The 23,031-nt window shown below is 37.4% G+C and carries 25 protein-coding genes; 20 read left to right on the forward strand and 5 right to left on the reverse strand.

All coding sequences use genetic code 11. The features are described 5' to 3' along the window. The first annotated feature begins 78 nt into the window (after positions 1–78). Both HBN50_RS03740 and HBN50_RS03745 read left to right on the forward strand, forming a co-directional pair. On the forward strand, positions 79–2,157 hold the full coding sequence (locus tag HBN50_RS03740) for a hypothetical protein (protein ID WP_273868044.1): 2,079 nt from the start codon (positions 79–81) through the stop codon (positions 2,155–2,157). Between the two features lie 107 nt (positions 2,158–2,264). Further along, positions 2,265–3,272 carry an amino acid ABC transporter substrate-binding protein gene (locus HBN50_RS03745; RefSeq protein WP_273868045.1) on the forward strand — a complete coding sequence of 336 codons (1,008 nt, stop codon included), beginning with the start codon at positions 2,265–2,267 and terminating at the stop codon, positions 3,270–3,272. A gap of 28 nt (positions 3,273–3,300) precedes the next feature. Here the strand turns inward: HBN50_RS03745 and HBN50_RS03750 are convergent, their stop codons facing one another. Further along, complete coding sequence (locus tag HBN50_RS03750) at positions 3,301–3,720, reverse strand: hypothetical protein (RefSeq protein WP_273868046.1); 420 nt, start codon at positions 3,718–3,720, stop codon at positions 3,301–3,303. 214 nt (positions 3,721–3,934) lie between these two features. Between HBN50_RS03750 and HBN50_RS03755 the strand changes: the two genes are divergently transcribed. From HBN50_RS03755 to HBN50_RS03765, 3 genes are all read left to right on the forward strand, one after another. Further along, positions 3,935–4,354, forward strand: a complete 420-nt coding sequence (locus tag HBN50_RS03755) for a VOC family protein (protein WP_273868047.1) — start codon at positions 3,935–3,937, stop codon at positions 4,352–4,354. Between the two features lie 233 nt (positions 4,355–4,587). Continuing rightward, entirely contained in the window at positions 4,588–5,022 is a 435-nt protein-coding gene (locus HBN50_RS03760) for a hypothetical protein (RefSeq protein WP_273868051.1), read from the forward strand. Positions 5,023–5,057: 35 nt separating this feature from the next. After that, positions 5,058–6,344, forward strand: coding sequence for a pseudouridine synthase (locus HBN50_RS03765; RefSeq protein ID WP_273868053.1), 1,287 nt, complete (start codon positions 5,058–5,060; stop codon positions 6,342–6,344). Here HBN50_RS03765 and HBN50_RS03770 read toward each other — a convergent pair. After that, positions 6,333–7,163 carry an MBL fold metallo-hydrolase gene (locus HBN50_RS03770; protein WP_273868055.1) on the reverse strand — a complete coding sequence of 277 codons (831 nt, stop codon included), beginning with the start codon at positions 7,161–7,163 and terminating at the stop codon, positions 6,333–6,335. The genes HBN50_RS03765 and HBN50_RS03770 overlap by 12 nt on opposite strands. A 77-nt stretch (positions 7,164–7,240) precedes the next feature. Between HBN50_RS03770 and HBN50_RS03775 the strand changes: the two genes are divergently transcribed. From HBN50_RS03775 to HBN50_RS03800, 6 genes are all read left to right on the forward strand, one after another. Beyond that, on the forward strand, positions 7,241–8,623 hold the full coding sequence (locus HBN50_RS03775; protein WP_273868057.1) for a M16 family metallopeptidase: 1,383 nt from the start codon (positions 7,241–7,243) through the stop codon (positions 8,621–8,623). 11 nt (positions 8,624–8,634) lie between these two features. Further along, complete coding sequence (locus HBN50_RS03780; protein WP_273868059.1) at positions 8,635–9,999, forward strand: M16 family metallopeptidase; 1,365 nt, start codon at positions 8,635–8,637, stop codon at positions 9,997–9,999. A 292-nt stretch (positions 10,000–10,291) separates the two neighbouring features. Continuing rightward, positions 10,292–10,738, forward strand: a complete 447-nt coding sequence (locus HBN50_RS03785) for a TraR/DksA family transcriptional regulator (protein WP_273868060.1) — start codon at positions 10,292–10,294, stop codon at positions 10,736–10,738. 155 nt (positions 10,739–10,893) lie between these two features. Beyond that, a complete protein-coding gene (locus tag HBN50_RS03790) occupies positions 10,894–11,274 on the forward strand; it encodes a hypothetical protein (RefSeq protein ID WP_273868062.1) in 381 nt (126 codons plus the stop codon). An 8-nt stretch (positions 11,275–11,282) separates the two neighbouring features. Next, on the forward strand, positions 11,283–11,699 hold the full coding sequence (locus HBN50_RS03795; RefSeq protein WP_273868063.1) for a hypothetical protein: 417 nt from the start codon (positions 11,283–11,285) through the stop codon (positions 11,697–11,699). Between the two features lie 164 nt (positions 11,700–11,863). Then, positions 11,864–12,283, forward strand: a complete 420-nt coding sequence (locus HBN50_RS03800; protein ID WP_273868066.1) for a TraR/DksA family transcriptional regulator — start codon at positions 11,864–11,866, stop codon at positions 12,281–12,283. 188 nt (positions 12,284–12,471) lie between these two features. On the opposite strand, the gene HBN50_RS03805 is transcribed toward HBN50_RS03800, so the two are convergent. Both HBN50_RS03805 and htpG read right to left on the reverse strand, forming a co-directional pair. Next, on the reverse strand, positions 12,472–13,281 hold the full coding sequence (locus HBN50_RS03805; protein ID WP_273868068.1) for a hypothetical protein: 810 nt from the start codon (positions 13,279–13,281) through the stop codon (positions 12,472–12,474). Positions 13,282–13,435: 154 nt separating this feature from the next. Then, positions 13,436–15,367 carry a molecular chaperone HtpG gene (htpG, locus tag HBN50_RS03810; protein ID WP_273868071.1) on the reverse strand — a complete coding sequence of 644 codons (1,932 nt, stop codon included), beginning with the start codon at positions 15,365–15,367 and terminating at the stop codon, positions 13,436–13,438. Between the two features lie 199 nt (positions 15,368–15,566). Here htpG and HBN50_RS03815 point away from each other — a divergent pair, with 199 nt between their 5' ends. The 7 genes from HBN50_RS03815 to HBN50_RS03845 all read left to right on the forward strand — a co-directional run bounded on the left by HBN50_RS03815 (position 15,567) and on the right by HBN50_RS03845 (position 20,639). Next, complete coding sequence (locus HBN50_RS03815; RefSeq protein ID WP_273868074.1) at positions 15,567–16,100, forward strand: asparaginase domain-containing protein; 534 nt, start codon at positions 15,567–15,569, stop codon at positions 16,098–16,100. 11 nt (positions 16,101–16,111) lie between these two features. Continuing rightward, a complete protein-coding gene (locus HBN50_RS03820; RefSeq protein WP_273868075.1) occupies positions 16,112–16,738 on the forward strand; it encodes a hypothetical protein in 627 nt (208 codons plus the stop codon). Positions 16,739–16,946: 208 nt separating this feature from the next. Further along, positions 16,947–18,893 carry a hypothetical protein gene (locus tag HBN50_RS03825; protein WP_273868077.1) on the forward strand — a complete coding sequence of 649 codons (1,947 nt, stop codon included), beginning with the start codon at positions 16,947–16,949 and terminating at the stop codon, positions 18,891–18,893. Positions 18,894–18,904: 11 nt separating this feature from the next. Further along, a complete protein-coding gene (locus HBN50_RS03830) occupies positions 18,905–19,210 on the forward strand; it encodes a hypothetical protein (protein WP_273868078.1) in 306 nt (101 codons plus the stop codon). Between the two features lie 15 nt (positions 19,211–19,225). Beyond that, positions 19,226–19,642 (forward strand): methylmalonyl-CoA epimerase, encoded by a 417-nt coding sequence (gene mce, locus HBN50_RS03835; protein WP_273868079.1) that lies wholly within the window; start codon positions 19,226–19,228, stop codon positions 19,640–19,642. Between the two features lie 8 nt (positions 19,643–19,650). After that, positions 19,651–20,382 (forward strand): rhomboid family intramembrane serine protease, encoded by a 732-nt coding sequence (locus HBN50_RS03840; protein ID WP_273868082.1) that lies wholly within the window; start codon positions 19,651–19,653, stop codon positions 20,380–20,382. A 74-nt stretch (positions 20,383–20,456) separates the two neighbouring features. Further along, the gene (locus HBN50_RS03845) at positions 20,457–20,639 is read left to right on the forward strand and encodes a hypothetical protein (RefSeq protein ID WP_273868083.1); all 183 of its coding nucleotides are present in this window, start codon (positions 20,457–20,459) and stop codon (positions 20,637–20,639) included. Between the two features lie 67 nt (positions 20,640–20,706). On the opposite strand, the gene HBN50_RS03850 is transcribed toward HBN50_RS03845, so the two are convergent. Next, the gene (locus HBN50_RS03850; protein WP_273868085.1) at positions 20,707–21,186 is read right to left on the reverse strand and encodes a flagellar basal body-associated FliL family protein; all 480 of its coding nucleotides are present in this window, start codon (positions 21,184–21,186) and stop codon (positions 20,707–20,709) included. Positions 21,187–21,295: 109 nt separating this feature from the next. On the opposite strand from HBN50_RS03850, the gene HBN50_RS03855 reads away from it, so the two are divergent. Next, positions 21,296–22,192: a trypsin-like serine peptidase gene (locus tag HBN50_RS03855; protein ID WP_273868086.1), complete on the forward strand. Its 897-nt coding sequence runs from the start codon at positions 21,296–21,298 to the stop codon at positions 22,190–22,192. Then, positions 22,189–23,010 carry a mechanosensitive ion channel family protein gene (locus HBN50_RS03860; protein WP_273868088.1) on the forward strand — a complete coding sequence of 274 codons (822 nt, stop codon included), beginning with the start codon at positions 22,189–22,191 and terminating at the stop codon, positions 23,008–23,010. Before HBN50_RS03855 ends, HBN50_RS03860 begins: the two co-directional genes overlap by 4 nt. The last annotated feature ends 21 nt before the right edge of the window (positions 23,011–23,031 follow it).

Raw genomic sequence — 23,031 nt, forward strand, 5'->3', positions numbered from 1 at the left:
CTTTTTCGCCTCTAATTCGACCCAATCTTGGTATTTAATTTGCATCGTTATTAAATACTTTATGTCATAGGGGCCCATATGAAATCGAAATCTCTCTTTGTTTTTTTTAGTTTAATCTCTTGTGCGAGTGCATTTGAGTTTAATGTCGCCATCTCTAAGATGGCCTATGAAAATCCAAAAGAGAGTGAATTTGAACAGAAAAAAGAAGCGGGTTACTTAAGGGCCGGAAGTTTTCGCATTCAACTTCCTAATGTTAAATTTGTATTGAAACCTAATCAATCACTCGATTCCTCTATTTTTCTCGATGATACATGGCTTTATCTCGATGATCAGATGTTTGAGCTCTCATATCGAAAAGAAGAAATTCCGGGGCTCAATAAAGTCTACCGCGCTGAGCTTGATAACTTCACAATGCTTACCAATGACAATCTCTTGTCGATAGAAGGTGAGTATGGCCAATTGGAATTTGATGAAACAGTTTTTCTTTTTAAAAATATGAATCTCTTGTGCCATTTGAATGAGAGTGTTTTATCGAAGGGAAGTGGTGTAATTGATTCTTGTCTTAATTCATCTAAAATTTCCCAATATAATGACAAAGGATCGCTCTATACAGATATTGAATATGGAAATGAAAAACTAAAAACAAAATTTCTCATTGAAAGTGCTGAAGTTACTGAAGATAGTTTTAATGTCGATACAAATAACTTCTTTGTTGTATCAGATGATTTCGTCGTGGGATCTGAAAAATTAAGTCTAAGTTGTTATAAAGAGCATTATTCAAAAGATATTGATCCAAAGATAGTTGTCGCTAATTGTTTAAAGAGTGCAGATATTCAAACGCCTCTCATTCATTTTTCTGCTCAGAAAAATAAAGTAACAGGGGCCATCTCTGTTGATGATTTTCGCGCTAATGGAAAGCAAGTTCTCTTTAAAGGCCCTGATGTTAATATTCAGACCGAAAATAATCAGATTAGCTTCTCGAATCTCTTTGCCTTTTGTCAATTACCAGCACTTGATGAGGGATTTGAATACTCACATATGGCCAATGGCTGTTATGATCGCTCTTCGATAGGTCTTAAGAGCTTGTCTCTATCGTCTATGAAGGGGAATGTTGATATTGATCAGATGTCATTGAATTTCAATGAGGACAACTTTAAATTTTACACTCCAAATTTTCAGGCCAACTGGGGTAAATCTACTTATAAAGTTAAAGAAATCAGCTACGGTTGCCACAAACTTGAAACAGATAAAGAAATTACTCAAGATCTTATTGTTAATGGTTGTCTCGAATCCTCTAGTGGACTTATAAATAACTTCTTACTCGATAGTGAACAAACGACATTGTCATTTCTAAAAGCAAACCTTGATGTAAAGAAAAATAGACTAAGCTTCTCTAGTCCAATCGTTCAAGTTGTCTCTAAAGAAAATACTTTAAGCCTAGACTTTCTTAATCCTGAGATTTCTTGTCAAAGGGATCGTGATAGCGAGTTGAGTGTGGAAAGTGTTCTACGCGGTTGTTTTGACAGTTCAAAAATTACTGTAGGTTCTGTTCGTTTAAGTCACGACAATATTGATTCAAAAATTCATGTTGATAAAGTATCAGTGGATAAAAATAATCTCTTTTTAAGTAGTCCATCAGGCAAGTACTCACTTAACGGTATGGACAATGTGTATAAGAAATTAAAAATAAGCTGTGGTCTAAACGCTAGTTATGACCTTGCAAAAAATCATGACTGGGAAACAGTTCTTGAAAACTGTCTACACAGTACGACTTTTAGTCTCGACTCTCTTGTCGCTAAGTATAATGGAGATAGTACATTTAGACGTTTTGGTAATTCTCTTAAAAACTTTGGAATTAAGGGAATGAGTGATATTCATTATGACTCGAAGTCTCACTCAAAAGAGAAATTTACCTTAGAAATCGTTCCAAAATTACTTTCCGTCATTCCTGTTAGCGTGACGGTAAAAGGGAATATCTCTTATAATCGCGATCAGAAAATCATTGATATCAAAGTTAATAAAACAAAGTTCTATGGCATTATTCCGGCGCGCTTTCTCGTTCAATTGATTCTCAAGGCCTTTGTCGCCAACGATAGTATGAAAGTGGATGGAAATCGCATTACAATCGATTTAAATGCCAGTGATGATGAAGCCTAATATTGGGCAATTTCAGCAAAATTAAGGTTAAATCAAGCTTAGAATAGGTGACTCCATAAATTGTTAGTTGTTAAAATGGAACTAATCATTTTATGAAAGGGGTCACTATGAAGTCATTATTATTCATCTTGTCGCTCGCTTTATTACCATCGTTGAGTTATTCAAAATCAACTCTCGATGTTGTTAAAGAGAGAGGGTTTATTAAGTGTGGTGTTAACCAAGGTGTCGTTGGATTTTCTTCTCCTGATTCTAAAGGAAAGTGGAAGGGAATTGATGTTGATTTTTGTCGTTGGGTCTCGGCGGCGATCTTTGGTGATGATTCCAAAATTCGCTATATACCATTAAGTGGTCAACAGCGCTTTACGGCCCTTCAGTCTGGAGAGATTGATGTTTTGGCCAGAAATACTACCAATACACTTTCCCGCGACACTTCTCTAGGACTCAATTTTGCTCCAACAACTTATTATGATGGTCAGGGCTTTATGGTCCGCAAGAAAGATGGGATCACTTCGGTAAAAGATCTTAACGGAGCCTCTTTGTGTATTCAGCAGGGAACGACAACAGAGTTGAATGCTTCTGATTATTTTCGCGCTCATAAAATGAAATTCAAGCCAGTGGTTTTTGAAAATGTTGATGAAGTCACACAGGCCTTCTTAAAAAAGAGGTGTGATGTTTTATCTGCAGACGCCTCGGCTTTGGCCTCAGAGCGCTCTAAAGTTAAAAACCCTGATGACTTTATTATTCTTCCTGAAATCATCTCTAAAGAGCCATTAGCACCAGTGGTAAGACATGGCGATGATCGTTGGCTCGATGTCGTCACATGGTCAGTTTATGCAGCGATTAATGCTGAAGAAATAGGACTTGGGCAAAAGAATATCGATAGTTTCAAAAAGAGTAGTGATCCAAGAATTAAGAGATTTCTTGGAATTACTGAAGGAAATGGTAAGGCCTTAGGTCTTGATGAGAGATGGTCTTATCATATTGTTAAATTAGTTGGAAATTATGGTGAGGTTTTTGATCGGAATGTCGGCATGGGCAGTCCACTTAAGCTTGAAAGAGGCCTCAATGGACTTTGGAATAATGGTGGAATCATGTATGCGCCACCAATGAGATAAAAAAAGGGCCTTTAAATAGGCCCTTTTTTTAATTACAATTTGGTACTTCGAATTTTTCAGATTTTACTAATTTCTTTACAACTCTCTGCTTTTGAAGAGTCGTCTCATAAGTCTTTACATTCGCCTGTAGTGGATATTCTCTTTGAACCTCTTTGTAGTTCACACAGCTTCCTTTTGCTCCCGAGACACATTCTAGCTCTGAGTAGGTAAGATCAGTTGTTAGGTATTGTTTCCCAAGATATTCTGTTCCCTTTCTCTTTCCTTCATCCAGCTCTTCGTATTGATCAACTTTGAAAGTGGTTTTCAATTTTCCATCTTTATCAAGACACGTCTTTGTTAGGGGAACAAGTGTTTCATCAAACTTAACCATAGGAACACTTTTGGAAAGTCCTTGAGAGGCGAGTGAGTTTACTGAAATCAGTAAAAAAAGTGGTAAAATGTATTTCATTCTTCTCTCCTTTAAATAAAATTTCTATGTTGAACTTAGGCTAACAAAAAATTTTCATTTACCGAAGGAGAGGAAAAATAATTGAAATATCTACAAAACTGGACAAACTTTAGATAATTCTAACCTCCTGAAAGAAGGATATCTTAACAATTGAATACAAATATTCTAAAGGTTATATTTAGTTTTCATCGTTATCTTTAAAAAGGACTTCAATATGAAATTTCTCCACTCAATGGTACGTGTTAAGAATCTAGATGAGTCTCTTGATTTTTATGTGAATAAATTAGGACTCGTAGAAAATCGCAGAAAAGAATATCCAGACGCTAAGTTTACTTTGGTTTATTTAAGAGATCGCGAAACGCAAGCAGAGGTTGAACTTACATATAACTGGGAGCAAGAAGAAGGCTATACAAATGGAAATAACTTTGGTCACCTTGCTTTTCTTGTCGACGATATTTATCAGATGTGTGAGCAACTCGAAAAAGAGGGCGTTCAAATTCTAAGACCTCCACGCGATGGGTATATGGCCTTTATTAAATCTCCTGATGGAATTTCTATTGAGCTTCTTCAAAAAGATGGGCCTTTGGAAGTAAAAGAGCCATGGAAATCTCGTGAAAGTGTAGGAACTTGGTAGTTCGCCTGCATACCAATTTTGACAGAAGGTCGTCCCAGGTTTCTGTCTAGGCATACGCTTTCCTTTTGCAAATTATATCTCTCTTGTGCCTTAAAATAAGGGCGTGCAATTGTGTTCCTATCTCATCTAGGATGACCTTTAAGTCATAGAAAATAGGACAGAGTTAAGATTTTTACTTGAGTTTTACCCTGAGCATGCCGTTAAATAGATAAAAATAAATGGGGATACTTGAAATGTTTGACAAGGAAATGCTTGAGAGCTTTGTTTGTGAAATTAAGGATATTCGAAAAGAGATGGTCGATTCCATCGATGGTCTCATACAATCGAAGATGGCCAATAAGATTCAATTTGAAGTCTTTGGTCAATTGGTTGATCGAATCTATGGAACAGCGGCAACTCTTGGATTTAGTGAGATTGCCTCCTATACAAAGTCGATTAAAGACGTAAGCTACATGGCCTCTTCAAGTGAGAATGAAAGAGGGTGTAAAAAAACACTTCGCATGCTGATTAAGTATATTGAACTAAGCGATAAGATTTGTGAGTCGATCTTTGATAAAGAAGAGTTGAAGCTTATTAATCACACTTTAAATTTAGAGAAGTCACGAGTTGATCTCTTAAATAGACGTGAATTTTTTAGCGTAGATAAAAAGAGTTGTGATTTCTCATGATTCTCATTTGCACACTTTTCTAGTAAAGTGGTTCCATGAAAAAGATTCGCTTAGGAAGTACAGACATACTCTTTGAGGATGATCACTACATAGCCGTTAATAAAAAAAGAGGTTGGCCAGTTCATAGTACTCTCGATAAGAGTCGATCTAACCTCTTTGATGCTCTAAAGAGCTATTTAAAACATCGCGATTCACAAGATATTTATTTGACCCTTCATCACCGAATTGATCTTCATACTAGTGGAATTGTTATCTTTGCAAAATCTAAGGCCGCCAATCCCATTCTAAGTGATATTTTTAAAGAGCGAAAGGCCAAGAAACTCTATCTTGGACTTTGCTTTGGTGTTCCTGAAAAAAAAGAAGGGACTTTAAGTGACTTCTTTAAGAAGACCAAAATAGGGAAAAAAGAGAAAATGCTCCCTGTGCGTTCTGGTGGTGTAAAAATGATCACTGGTTATCGTGTATTAGAGAGTAATGATCATTTATCTCTTGTGGAGTTTGATCTTATCACAGGAAGAACTCATCAAATTAGGGCCCATAGTGATCACTACGGTTTCCCACTTGTTGGGGACCTTCTCTATGGAGATGAGCAAAAGAATCGTCAATACCAAATAGAGGGTCAGCTTCTTCATGCCCATAAGTTTAGCTTCTTTGATCCCTTGAGTTCAAAAGAGATTTCTATTAGTGCTCCTGCTCCTTTTGATTTATCTCTCACAGACTTTGGTGATGAAATAAAAGAAGAATCTAGGAATACGCGGGATAAGCGCTACGTTCTTTTCAATAAGCCTTACAATGTTCTTTGCCAATTCACTAAGCAAAGTGAAGATGAATCATCCTTGGCCGATTTTGGTCTACCAAAAGAAATCTATCCAGCAGGAAGATTGGATAAAGATAGTGAAGGACTTTTACTTCTTACAAATGATGGAGAGTTTATTAATAAAATTGCTTCTCCTAAATTTCATAAAGAGAAAACATATTGGGTGCAAGTTGAGCGAATTCCCTCTCCAAAGTCTTTAAAAGAGCTCGCCTCAGGTGTTACGATCAAAGGTGGTTATAAGACGCGACCTTGTCGAGTTAAAATTTTAGATGCTCCATCAATTGCAAAGAGAAATCCACCTATTCGCGAACGAAAGAATGTTCCAACATGCTGGTTAGAAATTGTCATTACTGAAGGACGAAATAGACAGGTCAGAAGAATGACGGCCAAGATTGGTCATCCTACCTTGCGATTAATCCGTGTTGGAATTGGAAAGCTTCGCATGGACAGTTCTTTAAAGAGTGGAGAGTTTAAAGAGCTTAAGAAGTCAGAATTAGTATTCTAGAATTTGACCATCAAAAGTTGGAAAGACGGGAAAATCAAAGCTCTCTTTACAGAGATTTTCTAGCCACTTGTGATCAAGATCATGACCCATGTGAATGAGTCCACAGCGCTTAGGTTTTATCTCTCTAATATATTTAAATGCAGTCTCAACCGTCAGGTGGGTATTGTGTTTTTTTGCATTGACGCAATCTAAGATCAGCAGATCGATCTCTCTACTTTTTAACTGTTCAATCACTGACTTAGGAATAGCATTGCAGTCGATGATATAGGCGAATGACTCGTGGATAAAACCAAGAGTCTTTGTGTGGCCATGGGGTAAATTAAAAAAATAAAATAGATCGTTAGCGATTTTATTTTCTTCGTTTAATTTTACGAGATGTTTTTTTAAATGGGCAATACCACCGCCAAGAATTGGCCTATCTTTAAATACATTTTCTCTATCAAGAATATAGTCAAAGCGTTTAGTTAATGATTTGGAGATTTTCTCTTCCATGTACACAGGAAGGTCGTGGTCCATGGCAAAAGTGAAGGCCCTAAGATCATCTATGCCGTTGGCATGATCTGCATGATCATGGGTAATGATGACTCCATCAATCTTTCTTATATCATTAGCAAGGGCCTGTGATCTAAGGTCAGGAGTACAGTCGACTAATAGCGTAAGGTCTCTCTTTGTTTCTAAATAAATACTTGTGCGAAAACGTCGGTTTTTCTCGTTTTTTGAGAGGCAGACCTCACATTGGCACCCAATAATAGGGATGCCCGTGCTTGTGCCGGAACCGAGAATGGTAATCTTATTTAGTTTGTCTTCTTTTTTATCCATAACTTGTCAAAAATGGGAACTCTCTTTAACCTATATACTTATATATTTTGAATTATATCATACTGGAGTTATGGAAGATGATCCAAAGAAAATTGAAAGTCTTCGCTATGCTTGGAACGTTATTTTTTGGAGCAAGTTGTGCTCACAAAGAGATGGACCAATCAATGGCCAAAGATGGATTGAATCTCAACGTTAAAAAGGTTGTACTCGATAATGGTCTTAGAGTTCTTATTTATGAGAATCATAAGTTACCAATCTTTTCTTATTACACTTTCTTCGATGTAGGAGGAAGGTATGAAGAAGGCGGGACAACTGGTGCCACACACTTTTTAGAGCACATGATGTTCAAAGGTGCTAAGAAGTATGGGCCTCGTCAATTTGATACTTTCATTGAAAGTAACGGTGGTTCTACAAATGCCTATACAACATTTGATAATACTGTTTACTACGAAAGTCTTCCTTCCCATGCCATTGAAAAAGTTGTGGATATGGAGGCCGATAGACTTCAGCATTTACTCTTAGAGAAACAATCTTTTGAAAAAGAAAGACAAGTTGTTCTTGAAGAGAGAAAGATGCGCTATGAAAATAGCGATAGAGGTAAGCTCTATCTTTCTATGATGAAAGAAGTTTTTCAGGGAACACCTTATGGTGGCTCTGTCATCGGTGACAAGAAAGATGTTGAGAATCTCAACCGTGATCAAATGAGAGAATTTTTCAAGCGCTTCTATACTCCAGATAATGCGATCATCGTCATTGCTGGAGATGTTGATGCCGACGATACGATTAAAATGATTAAAGATAAATTTGGAGATATCAAAAAGAGTGAAGGTCTAAAAGAATACAAGGCCAAAAAAGATGATCCAAAGAGATATGAATTTAAAACAAAGTTCAATAGAAGTGTTCGCATTAAAGGGCAAAGTAAAGATCCTACATTCTTTGCGGCCTACAAAGGTGTTCCGATTGGATCGAGAAAAGCTTATGCTATGGACATCCTGGCTTCAATTATTGGTCAAGGAGAGAGTAGTTATCTAAATCAAAAGTGGGTTAAGTCTAATAGACCAAAGCTTGCAGGCGTCTATGCTGCTAACTACACACTTAAAAATAATGGTGTTTTCTATATTTGGGGAAAACTTTTAAATAAGGTTAGCCTTCGATCATTCAAAAAAGATCTTTCACGAACGATGAGATCAATTTGTAAGAACTCTATTAGTGAAAGAACGTTACAGAAAACAAAGAACAAATATCTTGTTTATTATTACAACAATGTTCAATCTAATAGTGATGTCGCCTCTTTTCTTGGTGATTTAGAATTCTTTTACGGTGATTATAAACACTATAAAAAGGAATTAGAGATCATCAACTCAATTGAAGTTAATGAAGTTCAAGAGGTTTGTAAGGAAGTTCTTTCTAAGAACGAGAGAATTTTTGTTTCAATTTGGGATAAGCATCCTAAAAGATAATCGAGGATCATATGTTTAAAAAGATATTAATAACGACAGCTCTTTTAGCAACAGGTGCAACGACACTTGCTAAAGATAATATTAAAAAAATGTACTGGGATGGAGTAGAGGTCGTCTGGTTGGAAGATAACCGTTTTCCTACTTATGATATTCAAGTCTATTTCGCAGATGGGGCCTTGAGTGATGGAAATAAAAAGGCCGTAACGGAATCAATGTTCAATTTAATTGATGCTGGAACGAGAAGATTTTCTCAAAAAGATATCGTTGATAATTTAGATTATTACGGTGTTTCATACTCTTCTAATGTAAATCATGAATATTCTAAATTTGTTGTTTCAGGTCTTGTAAAAGATATTGACCCAACGATGAGAAAGATTTGTCATCTTTTTAAAGACTCTGTTTTTCCAAAAAACCAATTAAATATTGCTAAAAAGAGAGCGAAAAACCATTTGATGAATCTTTCAACAGATCATGCTTCTCTTGCGAGTAGGGCCTTTAGAGAGATCTCTCTCTATCCAAGCCCATTCTCTTATCCAACAGGTGGAAAGCTTTCTGATATTAAAAGAATTGGTCAGAAGGACTTAAAAAATAAATTAGAGTATTTCAATAAGACTGTACTTAAAAGAATTTATCTAACAGGTCCTAAGAATGTTCTCTCAATTAAGAGGATCATTAATGAGGATTGTGGATGGTCAGGAAGCGCTCAATTTGTTCGTAAAGTTAATTTTGATAAGCGTAAAGATCACAAAGGCCCACGTATCACGCTCGTTACAGTAGATAAGGCCAATCAAGCTCAAGTGAGATTTGGAAAGCTTCTTTTAAAAGAAGAATATGAAAAAAGAGCTCCACTAACTCTTGCAAGTCACTATCTTGGTGGTGGGTTTACTTCAAGGCTGATGAGAGAACTTCGCTCAAATAGAGGTTTTGTTTACAGTGTTAGTGCCTTTGCCGGTGGTCAAAAAGATTATGGTCGTAGTGTGATTAGCACATTTACAAAAAATGAAAATGTTATTGAGCTGATCAAAGTTGTTAAAGGAATTTTAGCTAATTCTGATGCAAAAACTTTGGATAAGACAAAAGACTTTGCACTGTCTCAGTCATCACTGGCAGGAAGTCACCCTTTCAAATATGAGTCGAACTCATCTTTTCTCTCTGAGCTTATGTTCATGGATCACGTGGGAAGAGAGTATAGTGAGATCTATAACTTTCCAAATGCCATTATGAAGTCGACTCCTCAAGATGTTGCCGACTCTCTTTATGGGGCCTTCAATTGGGATGACATGAATATTGTTATACTAGGAGATAAGGCACTTTTAAAATCTTTGAAAAAAGAATTTAAGAATGTCAGGGCCGTGACCTACAAGAGATATCTATAAAAATCATGCAAGGGGTCATATAGACCCCTTTTTTTTGGTGGCATTTTGTCATCAGTGTCACTTATGGGACCAATTAGATTTAGTTAATTCTTACCAGTCCTACGTCATAATCGTTAGTTACAACTTTTCAAATTTTGGCACAGCGCTTGCTCTATGTCATGGCAACAGGATGGGCCGCTAGGATGGTGGTCTCGATCAGGAAGATCACAGGGTTCATGACAGAACGCGAACATCCGCAGGAGAAACCCTTGTTCATTGAAGAACAAGACCACACAGGAGAAAGGGGTACATTATGGCAATCAATCTTGAGCACTTCAAAAACTTATTCTTAGCAATGAAAGAAGATAACTCTCACTTAGAGACAGAAGCTAAGGGCGAGCTCGATTCGAGGTTATCAGGAGATGATGCTGACCTAGCAATGGCCGAAAGAGATCGCTCTATGGTTTTAAAACTAAATCAAAGAAACGCTTTCTATAATCGTAAAATTGATGAGGCCCTTACAAAAATTGAAGAAGGAGAGTTTGGGTTATGCGAAGAGTGTGGAGATGAGATTTCTGAGAAGCGCTTATTAGCAAGACCAACTGCTTGCCTATGCATCAACTGTAAGGAAGAAAATGAAAGAGGCGAAGGACACTTACTCTACGCTAAAAGAAGCAAAACGAGAGGACAAGAGTTCATCGTTAACGGTGAAAACATCGTTAAGGCCTTTAAAGAAGTTAGCCGCCATCAGGCCGGTTAATCCCTATAATTAACTGGGCTTCTCTTAGGAGAAGCCTTTGCAATTTTTAGATAGATATCTTCTAATCTATATTATTTTGATTCCGCAATTTTTTGTTTATAACTTAGACATAAAAGAAAAGGAGGGTGAAGGTTGCACCCCCAAGGAGGAATCAAATGAAAGCTTTAATACCACTTCTTATCGGCGCTCTCATGGCCGCACCATCACTAGCAAACGATTGCTATGATAAATTCATTGAAGACGGTGCCTATGATAGCCGCTCATTTCAAATTCCTGACTATCAATTAGAAAATGACTTCGAGTCTGAATCGCTTGATCTTTCGAAAGAGGCCGTGGTTCAAGTGGCAAAAAACTTAGGTTGTCACGAAAGTGAACTTGGACTTCACAATAAATCAGCTCAAGTTGCTCGATGCCAAGAAATTGTTCCAGGCAATGAACTCTCTAAAGTTTGTTATCTGGAGTCTGATGTTGGCTACTTTATGATTTCTAAGGATATGCTCAGTAACATTAACATTATTTTTAATCGCTGGGACTAGGAGGAATTATGAAAATATTTCTTGTCCTTTTAATTGCAGTTTTAATTTTTAGCCCGTCATATGCTCAGGATAATGATCTTCTCTATGCTAACGACTCCCTAATCATGGCAAGTGAAGATCTTCCTGTTGGGCAATTTCTTTCATTTCAAAAAAATAAACGACTTCCTGAGAACTGTGAATCAATTGATCAAAGTGAAGTTGAAAAGTTTTATGATGAGGCCGTCGCAAATTATATTGAATTTTACGGCGATGATGAAGGAATTAACTGGCAAAATGCTAGGGCCCAATTAGTGAATCTTTTAGATGAAAATATTGTTGGCTGTCCAATGGATAACTCTGATGATCTTGCATCGGAGAGAGTTTATGAAGTCTATGAAAAAGATTCAGGGCGGTTCCTAATGGGACTGATACAATTAATTCACTAGAGACAATCTTCTTTTGGCCCCATTCTTTGGGGCCTTTTTATCACCAAAACAACCAAGTTCTATTGATTATCAGACGAAAAAATTGGCATCGATTTAGCATAGTATAAGACATCTTCCAGGAGGGAAGACAATAGCTAAAAAGTAGAACGTAAAGAAGGGTGCCAATGGACGATCGTACGTTAGACCATTTTAAAGAATTATTTATTGCGATGAAAAAAAAGCAATTACAGGGAATTTACAATTTAGATAAAGAAGACTGGGGCGATCATGATCAAACTTTAAGGATGAAGTTAGAACAGAAGCGAAGTCATTATCTAAAAAAAATCAACAATGCACTAAAACGAATTGAACAAGGAACGTTTGGTTTATGTACTGAGTGCGACGGTGTCATTGAGGCCGAGAGGATCTTTATGAAGCCAACAACTGAAAGATGTCAGTTGTGTGTTGATAACGATGTCTTAACCGATAGAGAAGTTTCAACAAGAGTAGGAAATGTTTTAGAAAAAATTGTTCCCTTTCCTGTTAATCTCTCTGAAGGCGCAAAGATATTGCCGTTTAGACCAAGAGAAGAAACAACGTTATAAATTTTGACGTTTCAAAATGCAGAAGATAAGATTTTCACAACGCAAGGATGCGTGCACAGACAAGGATGTTAGTGTGAACAAAAATCTTATCATTCTGATTGCACTCATTGTCATCACTATTGAAATGGGACGCATGTAGAAAGAAAAGCCCCTCAAGGTTGCGTGTACTTTTGAGGGGCTTTCTTTTTTTAATGTTGTTGATCACCCTTATTGATTCTGGCCTTAGGTAAAATAACTGAATGTGGCTTCACTGTTACTTTTTCCCCAATAATAACATCACCCATGATCGAGGCCTTCAGTCCTACTGTAGCTCCCTTTTTAACAATGACTGGAGCAAGGATGAGAAAACCACCTTGGGCATAATGGCCAAAGATTGTCGCTGACCCACCAATCGTTACATTATCTTCTAAAGTAATGAGGCAAGGATCAGAGATATTGGATGTGTTGATCATGACACCTTTACCAACTTTCATTCCCATCATTTTATAAAAGAGAACATTGAGTGGGGTTGGAGTGACAAAGTCTAGAAAAGTATAGCGAACCATCTGAGTAAGGGCATTGTGATAATACCAAGGAAGGGCCTCGAGTGAGAACCAGCTTCCACGCCAATTAGATTTGATAAATTTATTCAAAAAGAGAATCTTATTGAAGAAGGGGGCCAAAAATAAAAGGGAAAGACCAAAAATAAAATAACCTAGTCCAATAGAAAATGAACAGAGAAGGGCACGAGCGATAATGCTACTTTCTGCTGTAAATTGATATGACCAAAGAGTTAGTGAAACACCGGGAGTCAATGCAAGGGTAAAGCTTAGGAGATAGATGAAAATCATCGGTGCAATAGCAAAGAGAAAGGCAACGCCACGAAAGCTTCGAATAATTGTTTCAAAGATCCCGAGAAAACCTTTTTTGTCAGACTTTCTGGAGTGCACATCAATTTGTTTTTTCTTTAGACCTTCTTCTAGGTGAGGAGAGTCTTCATAGTTTCTTTTTCTAGTCATATGACTATTATAAACTGACTTGAGTATTATGTCGTGAAGATAAAAAAAAGCCCTCTTCGCGAGAAAGAGGGCCTGTCCTTAGCAATCCTCATGAAGGGATTGAAAAGTGTTGCGTTGAAGAAACCAGAAGAACGCCAAGGACAATAAATTTAACTTATAAGGCCAAGTTTGTGAGCTCTTGCATGAGGTCTTGAGTTCTTGTAATAAACAGATCTTTTTCCTCGGGCTTGAGTCCTTCACTTGAAATCGTTGCCATATCTTCTACATGTTTGCAGATTTTTTCAACCAGGGCCTCATTTTTTCCGGATTGATGAATTTTCAATGCGTTACGAACGAGAGGATTTCCTGGATTGACCACTAATGTTCTCTTTATTGGAAAAGCTGCATTGTTGCCCATAGACATTGCCATCTTTGAGAAGCGCTTCATTTGCTCATCAACTTTAAAGAAGGCGGCCGACTTTGAGTTTTTTATTTTTGCAATTTCAACTTCTCTATCAGAAGGAGACTCTTCTTCACCTTCTTTTTTAGGAGCGAGTACCTTTTCAAAGAGCTCTTTTACTTGAAGATCTTCTTCGTTTGTATTTTCACTTTCAAGGAGGTTCGCAATTTCACTATCAATTGAACTGAATTGAATAGATTCATCACCAACTTTTTTCATCTCCATGTGTTGCATGAGATGTGGGTCGATGTGGTCATCTGTTTCAATGGCATGAATTCCTTGCTCGAGAAGTTCTCTTCTTAATGTGGCATCGGACTTATCTTTTTCAAAGTAGAGTACCTTGTTTTTCATCTTCTCTTTGAAGGCCTCTGGAATTGATTCAGCATATTCAGTCAGAGTTACATTTTTATTTTCACTATTTTTAAAGAGGATTTTATCTCTCATAAGAGAGTCAAATTTCTCATCACTCAAACAACCATATTTAATGAATAGGTGAATATCTTCCCAGATTTGCTCGTAACGTGGGCGATCTTTCATCCAAAGCTTCTTTAAGGCCTCTGCTACTTTTTTTACAATGTAGTTTGAGATCTTTCTTACGTTTGGATCACCTTGTAGTGATGAACGTGAAACGTTAAGTGGTATATCGACAGAGTCAATTGAACCTTTAAGAAGTCCAAGGAACTCTGGAATAATATTTTTAACATCATCAGAAACAAAGACCTGCTTGCAATAAAGTCTAATGGCCCTTTCGTTAACTGGTTTTGTTGGATTAAATTTTGGAAAGAAGAGAACACCATCGAGAGTGAATGGGTGATCAACTTTTAAGTGAATCCAAAAAAGAGGTTCCCCATCCATTGGAAACATCTGACGATAGAACTTCTTATAGTCTTCGTCATTAAGTTCTTTTGGATCTTGTTTCCAGATTGGTTTCGTATTGTTGATGATTGTAGGAGTAACGGCAACAGCAGGTGCGTCTTCGTCAATTGTTCCATCTTCTTTTGTTGGTTTTACTGGTTCTTTGTTCACATCGAGAAGACCAATTGGATAAGGCATAAAATCACAATGGTTTTTCAACGTATTTGAGAGTTTAAACTCGTCCAAAAACTCTTCGCTTTCTTCGTTAATGTGAAGTGTGATCTCTGTTCCAACATTGGTTCTTTTAGATTCGCTAAAAGTGTACTCAGTATCTCCCTCACAAGACCAATGAACTGGAGTTGCTCCCTCGTTCATTGAAAGCGTATCAACTTCAACTTTATTAGAAACCATGAAGGCCGAGTAGAAACCAAGACCAAATTTACCGATAATATCTTGATCCTTTTCACCTTCTTTTTCCATTTTCTTTACAAACTCTTCGGCGCCCGAAAAGGCCAGTTGAGCAATGTACTTTTCAACTTCTTGCTCGCTCATACCAAGACCGTTATCGATGATCTTAATTGTCTTTTGTTTCTTGTCGACACGGACATCAATTCTTCCCTCTGGAAGTTCAACATTCAGTGAACGTGAAAGAGTCTGTCTCTTTGTAATGGCATCAGTCGCATTGGCGATGAGCTCTCTTATGAAAATGTCGTGCTCTGAGTAGAGCCATTTTTTGATAATTGGGAAAATGTCAGCGGTTTGTACCGAAATTTGTCCTTTTCTTTCACTCATTGTGTAAAGCTCCTTCTTTTTTGTTAAACTATATGTGTTTACGTTGTAAATTACATCAAATACCATCTTTAAGATGGGATGGATTTTTCACTCGTCAAGGGTCTAAACGTAGACGAAGGCCATTTTTTTAGTTAAATCTATAGCTTTAAAGAATCATAAGTGTTGCGACACGTTAAGCTTACGAAAAGAGGGGACTTTTATGTTGCCAAAAAATCCTTACCCTAACAAAGATGATGTCATCATTATTACAACGGGTGGAACAATTGAGAAAACTTATGATGAAGTTGAAGGTTCACTATTAAATCGTGAGTCGGTTGTTAAGCAAATGATTCTCTCTCGTTTGAGACTTCCTTATACCCACTTAAATATCTTTTCAATTATTAATAAGGACTCTTTGGATTTTACTGATAAAGATCGTGAGCTCCTCGTTAATACTTTAAAGGTTCAACAAGAGATGGGACTTCCTATTGTTGTGCTTCACGGAACAGATACGATGTCTTTAAGTGCAGAATTTGTTCAAAAAGAAATGGGTATTCCAAAAGTTCCCATCGTTTTCACTGGTGCCATGAGACCTATGGGCTTTGAAAATAGTGATGCGACTCAAAATGTAACGGAAGCGCTTCTTGCTGCGAAATTACTGAGCGAAGGAATTTATATTTCTTTTCACAATAGAATCTTCACTGTTCCAGGTGTTCGAAAGAATAAACTCAATAGGACTTTCGAAACTTTTTAAGGGAGAACATTTTGATTTTAGGCCAAGCAAAGAAGCTCTATACTGAAAGTTTATTACAACTTTCGCCTCTTTATCTTTTGGTTTTTATTCTCAATGTCTGTTTCGGATTCTTTTTTAAAAGCTCTTTAGATGCGCAAAAAGCTCATATCGCTTCATCGTTTACAACGACATTTTTAAGTTTCTTTGTGGCCGCTGTTGTCATTCTCTATCATCGAGAGAATCGAGTCGACCATCTCTTATCAATGATACAAAAAGAGAAGATGTCCATACTTGAGTATTACTTCATTAGTATAAAATTTCTGATTCTCTTTGTTGCTGGTTTTGCACTTTTATTTGTTCCAGCTTTCTATGTTCTCTTCTTTTTGTACTATGCTCCTTTTATTTGTCTGCTTGATAAGAGCGAAATGAATCACTTTAAACGTTCAAAAGAATTTGTGAAAAGTAATTGGAAACTGCAAATCGTTTTAACTATTTTTTATCTCATTTATTGTTTCATGATGGAGGTCTGGCCCTCTGGCCTGCGCTTTCAATCACATCTTGTTAATTCAGTTTTTCTTTTTGTCGATGCTTTTATTCAACCATTCATCATGACCTATATTTTTGTTCTTCTTTCCAATAAATTAAAACCGACTGAATGAGTCGGTAAAGATTGCCTAGAATCAGACGCACTTTTAGAAAGTTAAGTGATGATGGAAATCTACTAAGTTCTTGTTATTAAAAGAGAATACCTTGTTTTTAAAGGAAGCCTTTTCCCTAAGTGTTAATATTACTTAAGGGTTTTAAAAGTTTTAACCCTTTAGCCGATAAGCCTAAGTGAAATAGGCATTGGTTTTAAGGACGAAACAAATGATAAAAACTGTAGTTAAAATTCCATTACTCATCACATTGCTGGTTAGTGCTCTGTTGGCCCAGTCGTGTATGCAAGAAGTTAGCTCAAATAGAGCGAAAACTTTTGCTGGTTCTAAAGATTCTAATACGGGAGATGGAACTGGAATAGGTGGGGATACCGCTGTTTCTGACGATGACTCTCTTGATGATAGTGGTACAGAAGAAATTCTAAAAGTAGATATTACAAATATCTTTGATCCTTTTTCGGGAACGCTAAAATCTAAAGCAACGATTCCAAAAGATTATAATAAGCCTCTCTATATTACGGGTCTTAATATTACTGCGATTAAAGATAAAAGTGAGCTCTTTGTTCGCTTTCGCTTCGGTCGAGAATTGACGACAATCGATGTTCCTGCCGTTGTAGGGATGACGACTGGGATTACTCCTCAGGCCGAAATTGATGTTATCACTTTGAATATGGCCAATTCGCCATTTAAAGATCTTCGATTAAATTATGATCTTTTTGATTACAATGATTATTCTTCTGGTCATGGGTTGGAAGATGATGAACTCTACGTAGAGCCTTGGAATAATAATCTCTATTGTCGAGGACTACTCATTGAACACGACCCAACATTTTCGGGTAACTCAGCTAGTAACCCTGTTTGTAATGAAGCGGGTGAGAAGTGTTACTATGCATACGCAAAGATTGAAGATCAAACTTTTGCAACTGATCAGGTCGTCGATGGTCAAAATGCCATTGTCACAAGCAGACCAACAAAGAGACAAATCAATGTTCTACCGACTGCAAGCTATGCAAATGATCTTCACTCAAATGCAGTACAAAAGTGTTTACCAGATACTAATGCTTACGCTCAGTATAACCTATTACTTGGAACCAACTTTACTTCAGACCTAGCGATGACTGATGTCTTTAATCCTCCTGCGGTTGTTTGGAAAACGGATTATTCTTCGACTTCAAATTATTACTACTCTTCCCCTTACAATACTGTTGGTGTTTTAACTGAACCAACAACGAAAGCAGAGTTCAGTGACTGGGAAATTAGTGGTGATGCTGTCTTTGGATCGACTGGGGTCTTTTCTGATTCCATGCTCGTTGTTAACAGTGAAAAGAGAATCAATGGTGGTTTTGGAGCTTTTCTCTATCCACGATTTGCAAGGCAAAAAATGAATCAAGGTGTTCAGTACGCAGGTTCTGATGATGCCTTTGATTTAAAGTCAATTCTCTCTGTGACTTCGACAGGGCGATCAAAGTTTATGTATGGGTGTAATGAAAGAGTTGCTACGTATAATGAATCAACTTTAGAGTCTGTTTCCTCTTGTAACGTCGCTGCGACAATTTCACTGGTTGTGAAAGATTCCTCTGGAACTGTCACTGAAGTTTTAACGGAGACATCGACATTGAAGCTTCAGATTATTCGCGAGAGCGATGAAGACTTCTACGGTAACGAGACCGTTTATACATCTCTTCGTTCATGTGACTCTAACCGTACATGTGGAAAAGATGAATGTTGTTTCAATAATAAGTGTTGGTCAAAAGATATCGTCTCACAGTGTTATGACACTGATGATCGCGTAGGAGATCAGCTACCAACAGATTCTCAATGTAGCTCTGATCTTCAATGTGCGAGTCTTTGCTGTAATAAATCAACAGGTAAGTGTGCTGATCACATTATCCAAGAGGGGCGCGATCCCGTTTATTGTGGAAAGTCGATTGGTCAATCTTGCTTAACCAGAGAATACTGTGCGCAAGTTGAAGTGACTGTGTATAAGAACATTCGATTTGGTCCAGGGGCCGATGAGTGTAAATTAATGCCTTTCATCAAAAAAGTCTTTGCCGATTGCGATGGATCATGTCGCCAACCTGAAGCGCCAACTGTTCCAACAATCGATCCAGATAATCCATGTGAAGGAGCTATTGAAGGACCGCCTACGGACCTGTAAGATAGTTCTCAGTGAAAACATTATCAATTATCTTTCTATTTTTTCTTATAGGTTCTTCCTGTCTTGCGACGGGAAGAGCTCTTTTTAGTGCTGAAGAAAAGCGCTACCTTGCGAAATTGAAATCAAAGAAAATGACGAATTTAAAAAGGGAAGAAGAGCTCATAGAAAACTCTGAAGTCTTTTTTAATGAACTCATTAAAATGGGTCAGGATCAGCTTATCTTGCAAAACAAAAAGAGCGATGCTTGGAGTGAGATGGAATTTATTGATAATCAACTCATGTGGAAACAACTTTTAAAGAAAGCTGAAACAAATTAATTGAGGAGAGTCATTATGCTAGATAAAGATTGTATATTGGATCACGTTGCTGTTGCCGTGAAAGATTTAGAAAAATCAGTTAAAATTTATGAAGATATGGGCCTGAGCTTTTCAAAAGAAAGAGAAGTCGTCGAGTCTCAAGGGGTGACGACGGCCTTTGCGGCCATGGATGAAAATGCTCACCTTGAACTTCTTTGTCCTTACGGCGAAGATGGACCTATCCATAAATATCTCGCTAAAAAAGGCGAGGGGATTCACCATATGTGTTTTAAAGTTCCAGACGTTGAGAAAAAATGTCAGGAATTGCGCGAAAAAGGTTATGTTCTTCTCTATGAAAAACCAACTGTTGGCGCTGGAAATTGTCTCGTCAATTTCGTACACCCAAAATCAACTGGTGGAGTTCTTTTAGAGATTTCTCAAAAACTTAAATAGGATCGATTATGAATAACGGATCACCACAATTTCAAATGCCACCAATTACAAAGACCAATAAGATTCTTATGATTGGCGTTGTTGCGCTCTTTCTTTTGAATTCACTGTTATTAAAATTTAGTGGTTTTAGTTTGCTTGGAATCTTTGGGCTCTCACCTGTTAAGTTGCTTTCTGGTCACATTTATCAGCTCGTTACTTATCCCTTGGTGAACTCGTCTTTAATGAGTGTCATTTTTGATTGCCTACTTCTATGGTTTCTTGGATGTGAGCTTGAGAGAATGTGGGGGACACGCCGCTATTTGAATTTTATTCTAACGACTATTGTGGGAGCTGGGATTCTTTACACTGTTATCATGAGCCTCTTTTTTTCAGGTAATATGATTGCAATGTATCCATTTTCAGGACTCGGTGGGTTGGCCAGTGCTATGTGTGTGGCCTATGCGGTTCTTTTTCCGACACGCCTATTTAGTTTTATGATGATCTTTCCTATTCAGGCTAAATACTTTTGTTTGATTCTTATTGGAATGTCTCTTTATTCTGGCTTTTTTACTCCTGGTGGAGCGGGGGCCTGGGGTCAATTGGGAGCGATGCTCTGTGGTTTTCTATGGATGATTTTTGTGGCCAATAAAGGCGGTGGGCTGCCAAAGTTTGGAAATAAGAAGAAGTCGAGACCAAAAAGTAGAGCTAATTTGCACATTGTTAAAGATGAGGATGAAAAACCTCCACGCTATTGGCAATAGTGAAAAAGAGATTGGCATATCAGATATTTAGTGGTAAATTTTGGCCCAAATATGTTTTAAAAGAGGTTTTTTAAATGAGACTAAGTAGAGCTTTACAAGATAAAATCATGGATCTTCGTCTTCGTGACAAACTAGTTGCTGAAGGAAAGCTTTCCAAAGCTCAAGTTGATGAGTACCTAACTGCTTTAAATGATGAGACAACTAACGCTGTTTTCACAGACGAAGTTAGCAAAAAATCAACTAGCGACGAAGATTAATTAATCGATTCCATTTCGAAGATATAGACCCCGCAATATGCGGGGTTTTCCAGTTTATGCTTCTTTTTTATTGTACGATGAATTTCGAGAAGTGAATTTCTTTGACAGTCGGTTTTTGAAAATACTTGTTGATGCTCTTCTTTACGCGATTTTCAAAAAGAATTTTACCTGAGATTGAATTGAGTTCTTCAGGAGTCATTTCATTGGCAAGGCGAATGAGCGTGTCATTTATAATGGCCTTGCTGTCTATAATACTTTGTGATTGAGATTGTTTGAAAGTTACAAAGTTCACTTCCACTTCCAAAAAGCGAAGCCTCTTCGTTCTAGATTCTAAGTTGATAATCAATTTATCCATCTTAGTTGTACTAGGGTAGTTGTAACTTTCGCTATCGCTCATGAGCTTTTCTTTCTCAGCTTTCTCAGAAGGAACAGGCGGTGTGTAGATCACTTCCGTGTAGACAAAGAGGCCCATCGTCACAAGGCTTGCGAGTAGAGTGAGAAGAGTAAGAACTTTATCAATTGCATTATTTCCAGTCATAACATTCATATCATAGCATCATATTGATTTCTTAAGAAGTTAGACCGTTTTTTGCCCAAAAAGCTTTGTCAAAGAATTAAAAAAACTGTATTTAAGGGGGCAACAAGAGGAAAAAATTATGCTACGTGTCGCACTACTGTTACTTGTTCTTAATACTCAAGCTTTTTCTATGGATAAAGTTCTCTATGGAGAAGATAATCGCAGAGACTGGTTTGAGCTTTCGATGCAGGAAAAGTTATTAACGAGGAAAGTCGCTGCCATGATTCCTAAGAACTTTCTCAGCGAATTGACCGATGGCACATACACCTATACGGCAAAACTTCCAACGTTACTCGGTAAGAAAAAACTCTGTCGAGACGTTCCTTATTATGATCAAACTTCTCTTTCCGACTGTAGTGGTTTTCTTGTTGCACCTGATCTTTTAATCACTGCTGGCCACTGCGTATCAGAAATTGAAAATTCATGTTCAAATTATTCATGGGTCTTTAGCTACAATCTCTATGGCCCAAATCGTCTCAATTATAATATGCCTCGCCACGATGTTTACCACTGTAAAGAAGTAGTAAAAGCAAAGACGCAAACGAGACTTGATTACGCGCTCATTCGTCTTGATCGCCCAGCAGAACAAAGAAGCCCTATGAAGCTTAATAGAACAGTTAAAGTTCAGCCTGGCATGGAAGTGGCGACGATTGGCCACCCGCTTGGTCTTCCTACTAAGTATGCTGATGATGGAGTTGTTTTAAATAGAAGCTCTGATTATTTGTTTTCAGTGAATCTCGATACGTTTGCAGGAAATTCTGGTTCACCAGTTTTTGATCCTAAAACTGGGGATGTGTTCGGAATTCTCGTACGCGGAAAAATTGATTTCGCCGAAGACTATGATCGTTCTATTGGAGTATGCTACACTTTGAATCGCTGTAACGAACAAGCGAGAAATTGTAGCGAACCTGACCGTCTTTTAGGTGAACAGGTTGTGAATATTAAAAAAGTTCTAGAGGAGATTAGCTTAGAATGAAAGAATTATCACTCGATAAAATTTGGCAACAAGTGAGTGCTAACTTTGCCGAAAGTGCTATTAAAGTTATCACCGCCCTTATTCTTTTCTATATCGGAATTAAGGTCATCAATGTCCTTTTAGTTGGCACTAAGAAATTTTTTGAAAAAAAGAAAATTGAAAAGACGTTGAGTAGTTTCTTTGTCGTTTGTTTTTCTGCAATTCTCAAAGTAGCACTTGTTATTTCACTTCTAGGATATGTTGGCATTGATACAACATCATTTGCTGCACTTCTTGCTTCGGCTGGTCTTGCTATTGGTTTTGCTTTGAAAGGCTCTCTTTCAAGCCTTGCTGGTGGAGTGATGATCGTTGCGTTCAAGCCATTTAAGGTGGGAGAGTTTATTCAGGCTCAAGGTGAAAGTGGAACAGTAAAAGAAATTCTTCTCATGAATACAATGCTAACGACTGCAGATAATAAAACAATCTTTCTTCCAAATGGTCCATTGGCCACGGGGAAAGTTGTAAACTTCTCTCGCCAAGACACTCGTCGAGTCGATCTCGTTTTTGGAATTGGTTATGATGACGATCTTAAAAAAGCAAAAGATCTTCTTCTACAAATTGCTAATGAAGAAGAGAGAGTTTTAAAAGATCAGCCAATCGTTGTTGCTGTAAACGAGCTCGCTGATAGTTCGGTTAATTTCGTCTTTCGCGTCTTTGTAAATAAGGCCGATTATTGGGCGGTTTATTGGGATACAGTAGAGAAGGTTAAGTTAACTTTTGATGCTGAGGGAGTTTCGATTCCTTTCCCACAAAGAGATGTGCACGTTTATAATAAATAACGCCTAGCACACACTCCCTCT

The sequence above is a fragment of the Halobacteriovorax sp. GB3 genome (assembly GCF_028649655.1).
Classification (GTDB): domain Bacteria; phylum Bdellovibrionota; class Bacteriovoracia; order Bacteriovoracales; family Bacteriovoracaceae; genus BSW11-IV.

Coding starts and splice junctions, on each gene's coding strand:
- HBN50_RS03765 (WP_273868053.1), top strand. CDS start 5,058: ATGAAAAAGATTCGCTTAGGAAGTACAGACATACTCTTTGAGGATGAT.
- HBN50_RS03745 (WP_273868045.1), top strand. CDS start 2,265: ATGAAGTCATTATTATTCATCTTGTCGCTCGCTTTATTACCATCGTTG.
- HBN50_RS03840 (WP_273868082.1), top strand. CDS start 19,651: ATGAATAACGGATCACCACAATTTCAAATGCCACCAATTACAAAGACC.
- HBN50_RS03740 (WP_273868044.1), top strand. CDS start 79: ATGAAATCGAAATCTCTCTTTGTTTTTTTTAGTTTAATCTCTTGTGCG.
- HBN50_RS03845 (WP_273868083.1), top strand. CDS start 20,457: ATGAGACTAAGTAGAGCTTTACAAGATAAAATCATGGATCTTCGTCTT.
- HBN50_RS03785 (WP_273868060.1), top strand. CDS start 10,292: ATGGCAATCAATCTTGAGCACTTCAAAAACTTATTCTTAGCAATGAAA.
- HBN50_RS03775 (WP_273868057.1), top strand. CDS start 7,241: ATGATCCAAAGAAAATTGAAAGTCTTCGCTATGCTTGGAACGTTATTT.
- HBN50_RS03800 (WP_273868066.1), top strand. CDS start 11,864: ATGGACGATCGTACGTTAGACCATTTTAAAGAATTATTTATTGCGATG.
- mce (WP_273868079.1), top strand. CDS start 19,226: ATGCTAGATAAAGATTGTATATTGGATCACGTTGCTGTTGCCGTGAAA.
- HBN50_RS03795 (WP_273868063.1), top strand. CDS start 11,283: ATGAAAATATTTCTTGTCCTTTTAATTGCAGTTTTAATTTTTAGCCCG.
- HBN50_RS03755 (WP_273868047.1), top strand. CDS start 3,935: ATGAAATTTCTCCACTCAATGGTACGTGTTAAGAATCTAGATGAGTCT.
- HBN50_RS03860 (WP_273868088.1), top strand. CDS start 22,189: ATGAAAGAATTATCACTCGATAAAATTTGGCAACAAGTGAGTGCTAAC.
- HBN50_RS03750 (WP_273868046.1), bottom strand. CDS start 3,720: ATGAAATACATTTTACCACTTTTTTTACTGATTTCAGTAAACTCACTC.
- HBN50_RS03790 (WP_273868062.1), top strand. CDS start 10,894: ATGAAAGCTTTAATACCACTTCTTATCGGCGCTCTCATGGCCGCACCA.
- HBN50_RS03825 (WP_273868077.1), top strand. CDS start 16,947: ATGATAAAAACTGTAGTTAAAATTCCATTACTCATCACATTGCTGGTT.
- HBN50_RS03850 (WP_273868085.1), bottom strand. CDS start 21,186: ATGAATGTTATGACTGGAAATAATGCAATTGATAAAGTTCTTACTCTT.
- HBN50_RS03770 (WP_273868055.1), bottom strand. CDS start 7,163: ATGGATAAAAAAGAAGACAAACTAAATAAGATTACCATTCTCGGTTCC.
- HBN50_RS03815 (WP_273868074.1), top strand. CDS start 15,567: ATGTTGCCAAAAAATCCTTACCCTAACAAAGATGATGTCATCATTATT.
- HBN50_RS03805 (WP_273868068.1), bottom strand. CDS start 13,281: ATGACTAGAAAAAGAAACTATGAAGACTCTCCTCACCTAGAAGAAGGT.
- htpG (WP_273868071.1), bottom strand. CDS start 15,367: ATGAGTGAAAGAAAAGGACAAATTTCGGTACAAACCGCTGACATTTTC.
- HBN50_RS03855 (WP_273868086.1), top strand. CDS start 21,296: ATGCTACGTGTCGCACTACTGTTACTTGTTCTTAATACTCAAGCTTTT.
- HBN50_RS03780 (WP_273868059.1), top strand. CDS start 8,635: ATGTTTAAAAAGATATTAATAACGACAGCTCTTTTAGCAACAGGTGCA.
- HBN50_RS03760 (WP_273868051.1), top strand. CDS start 4,588: ATGTTTGACAAGGAAATGCTTGAGAGCTTTGTTTGTGAAATTAAGGAT.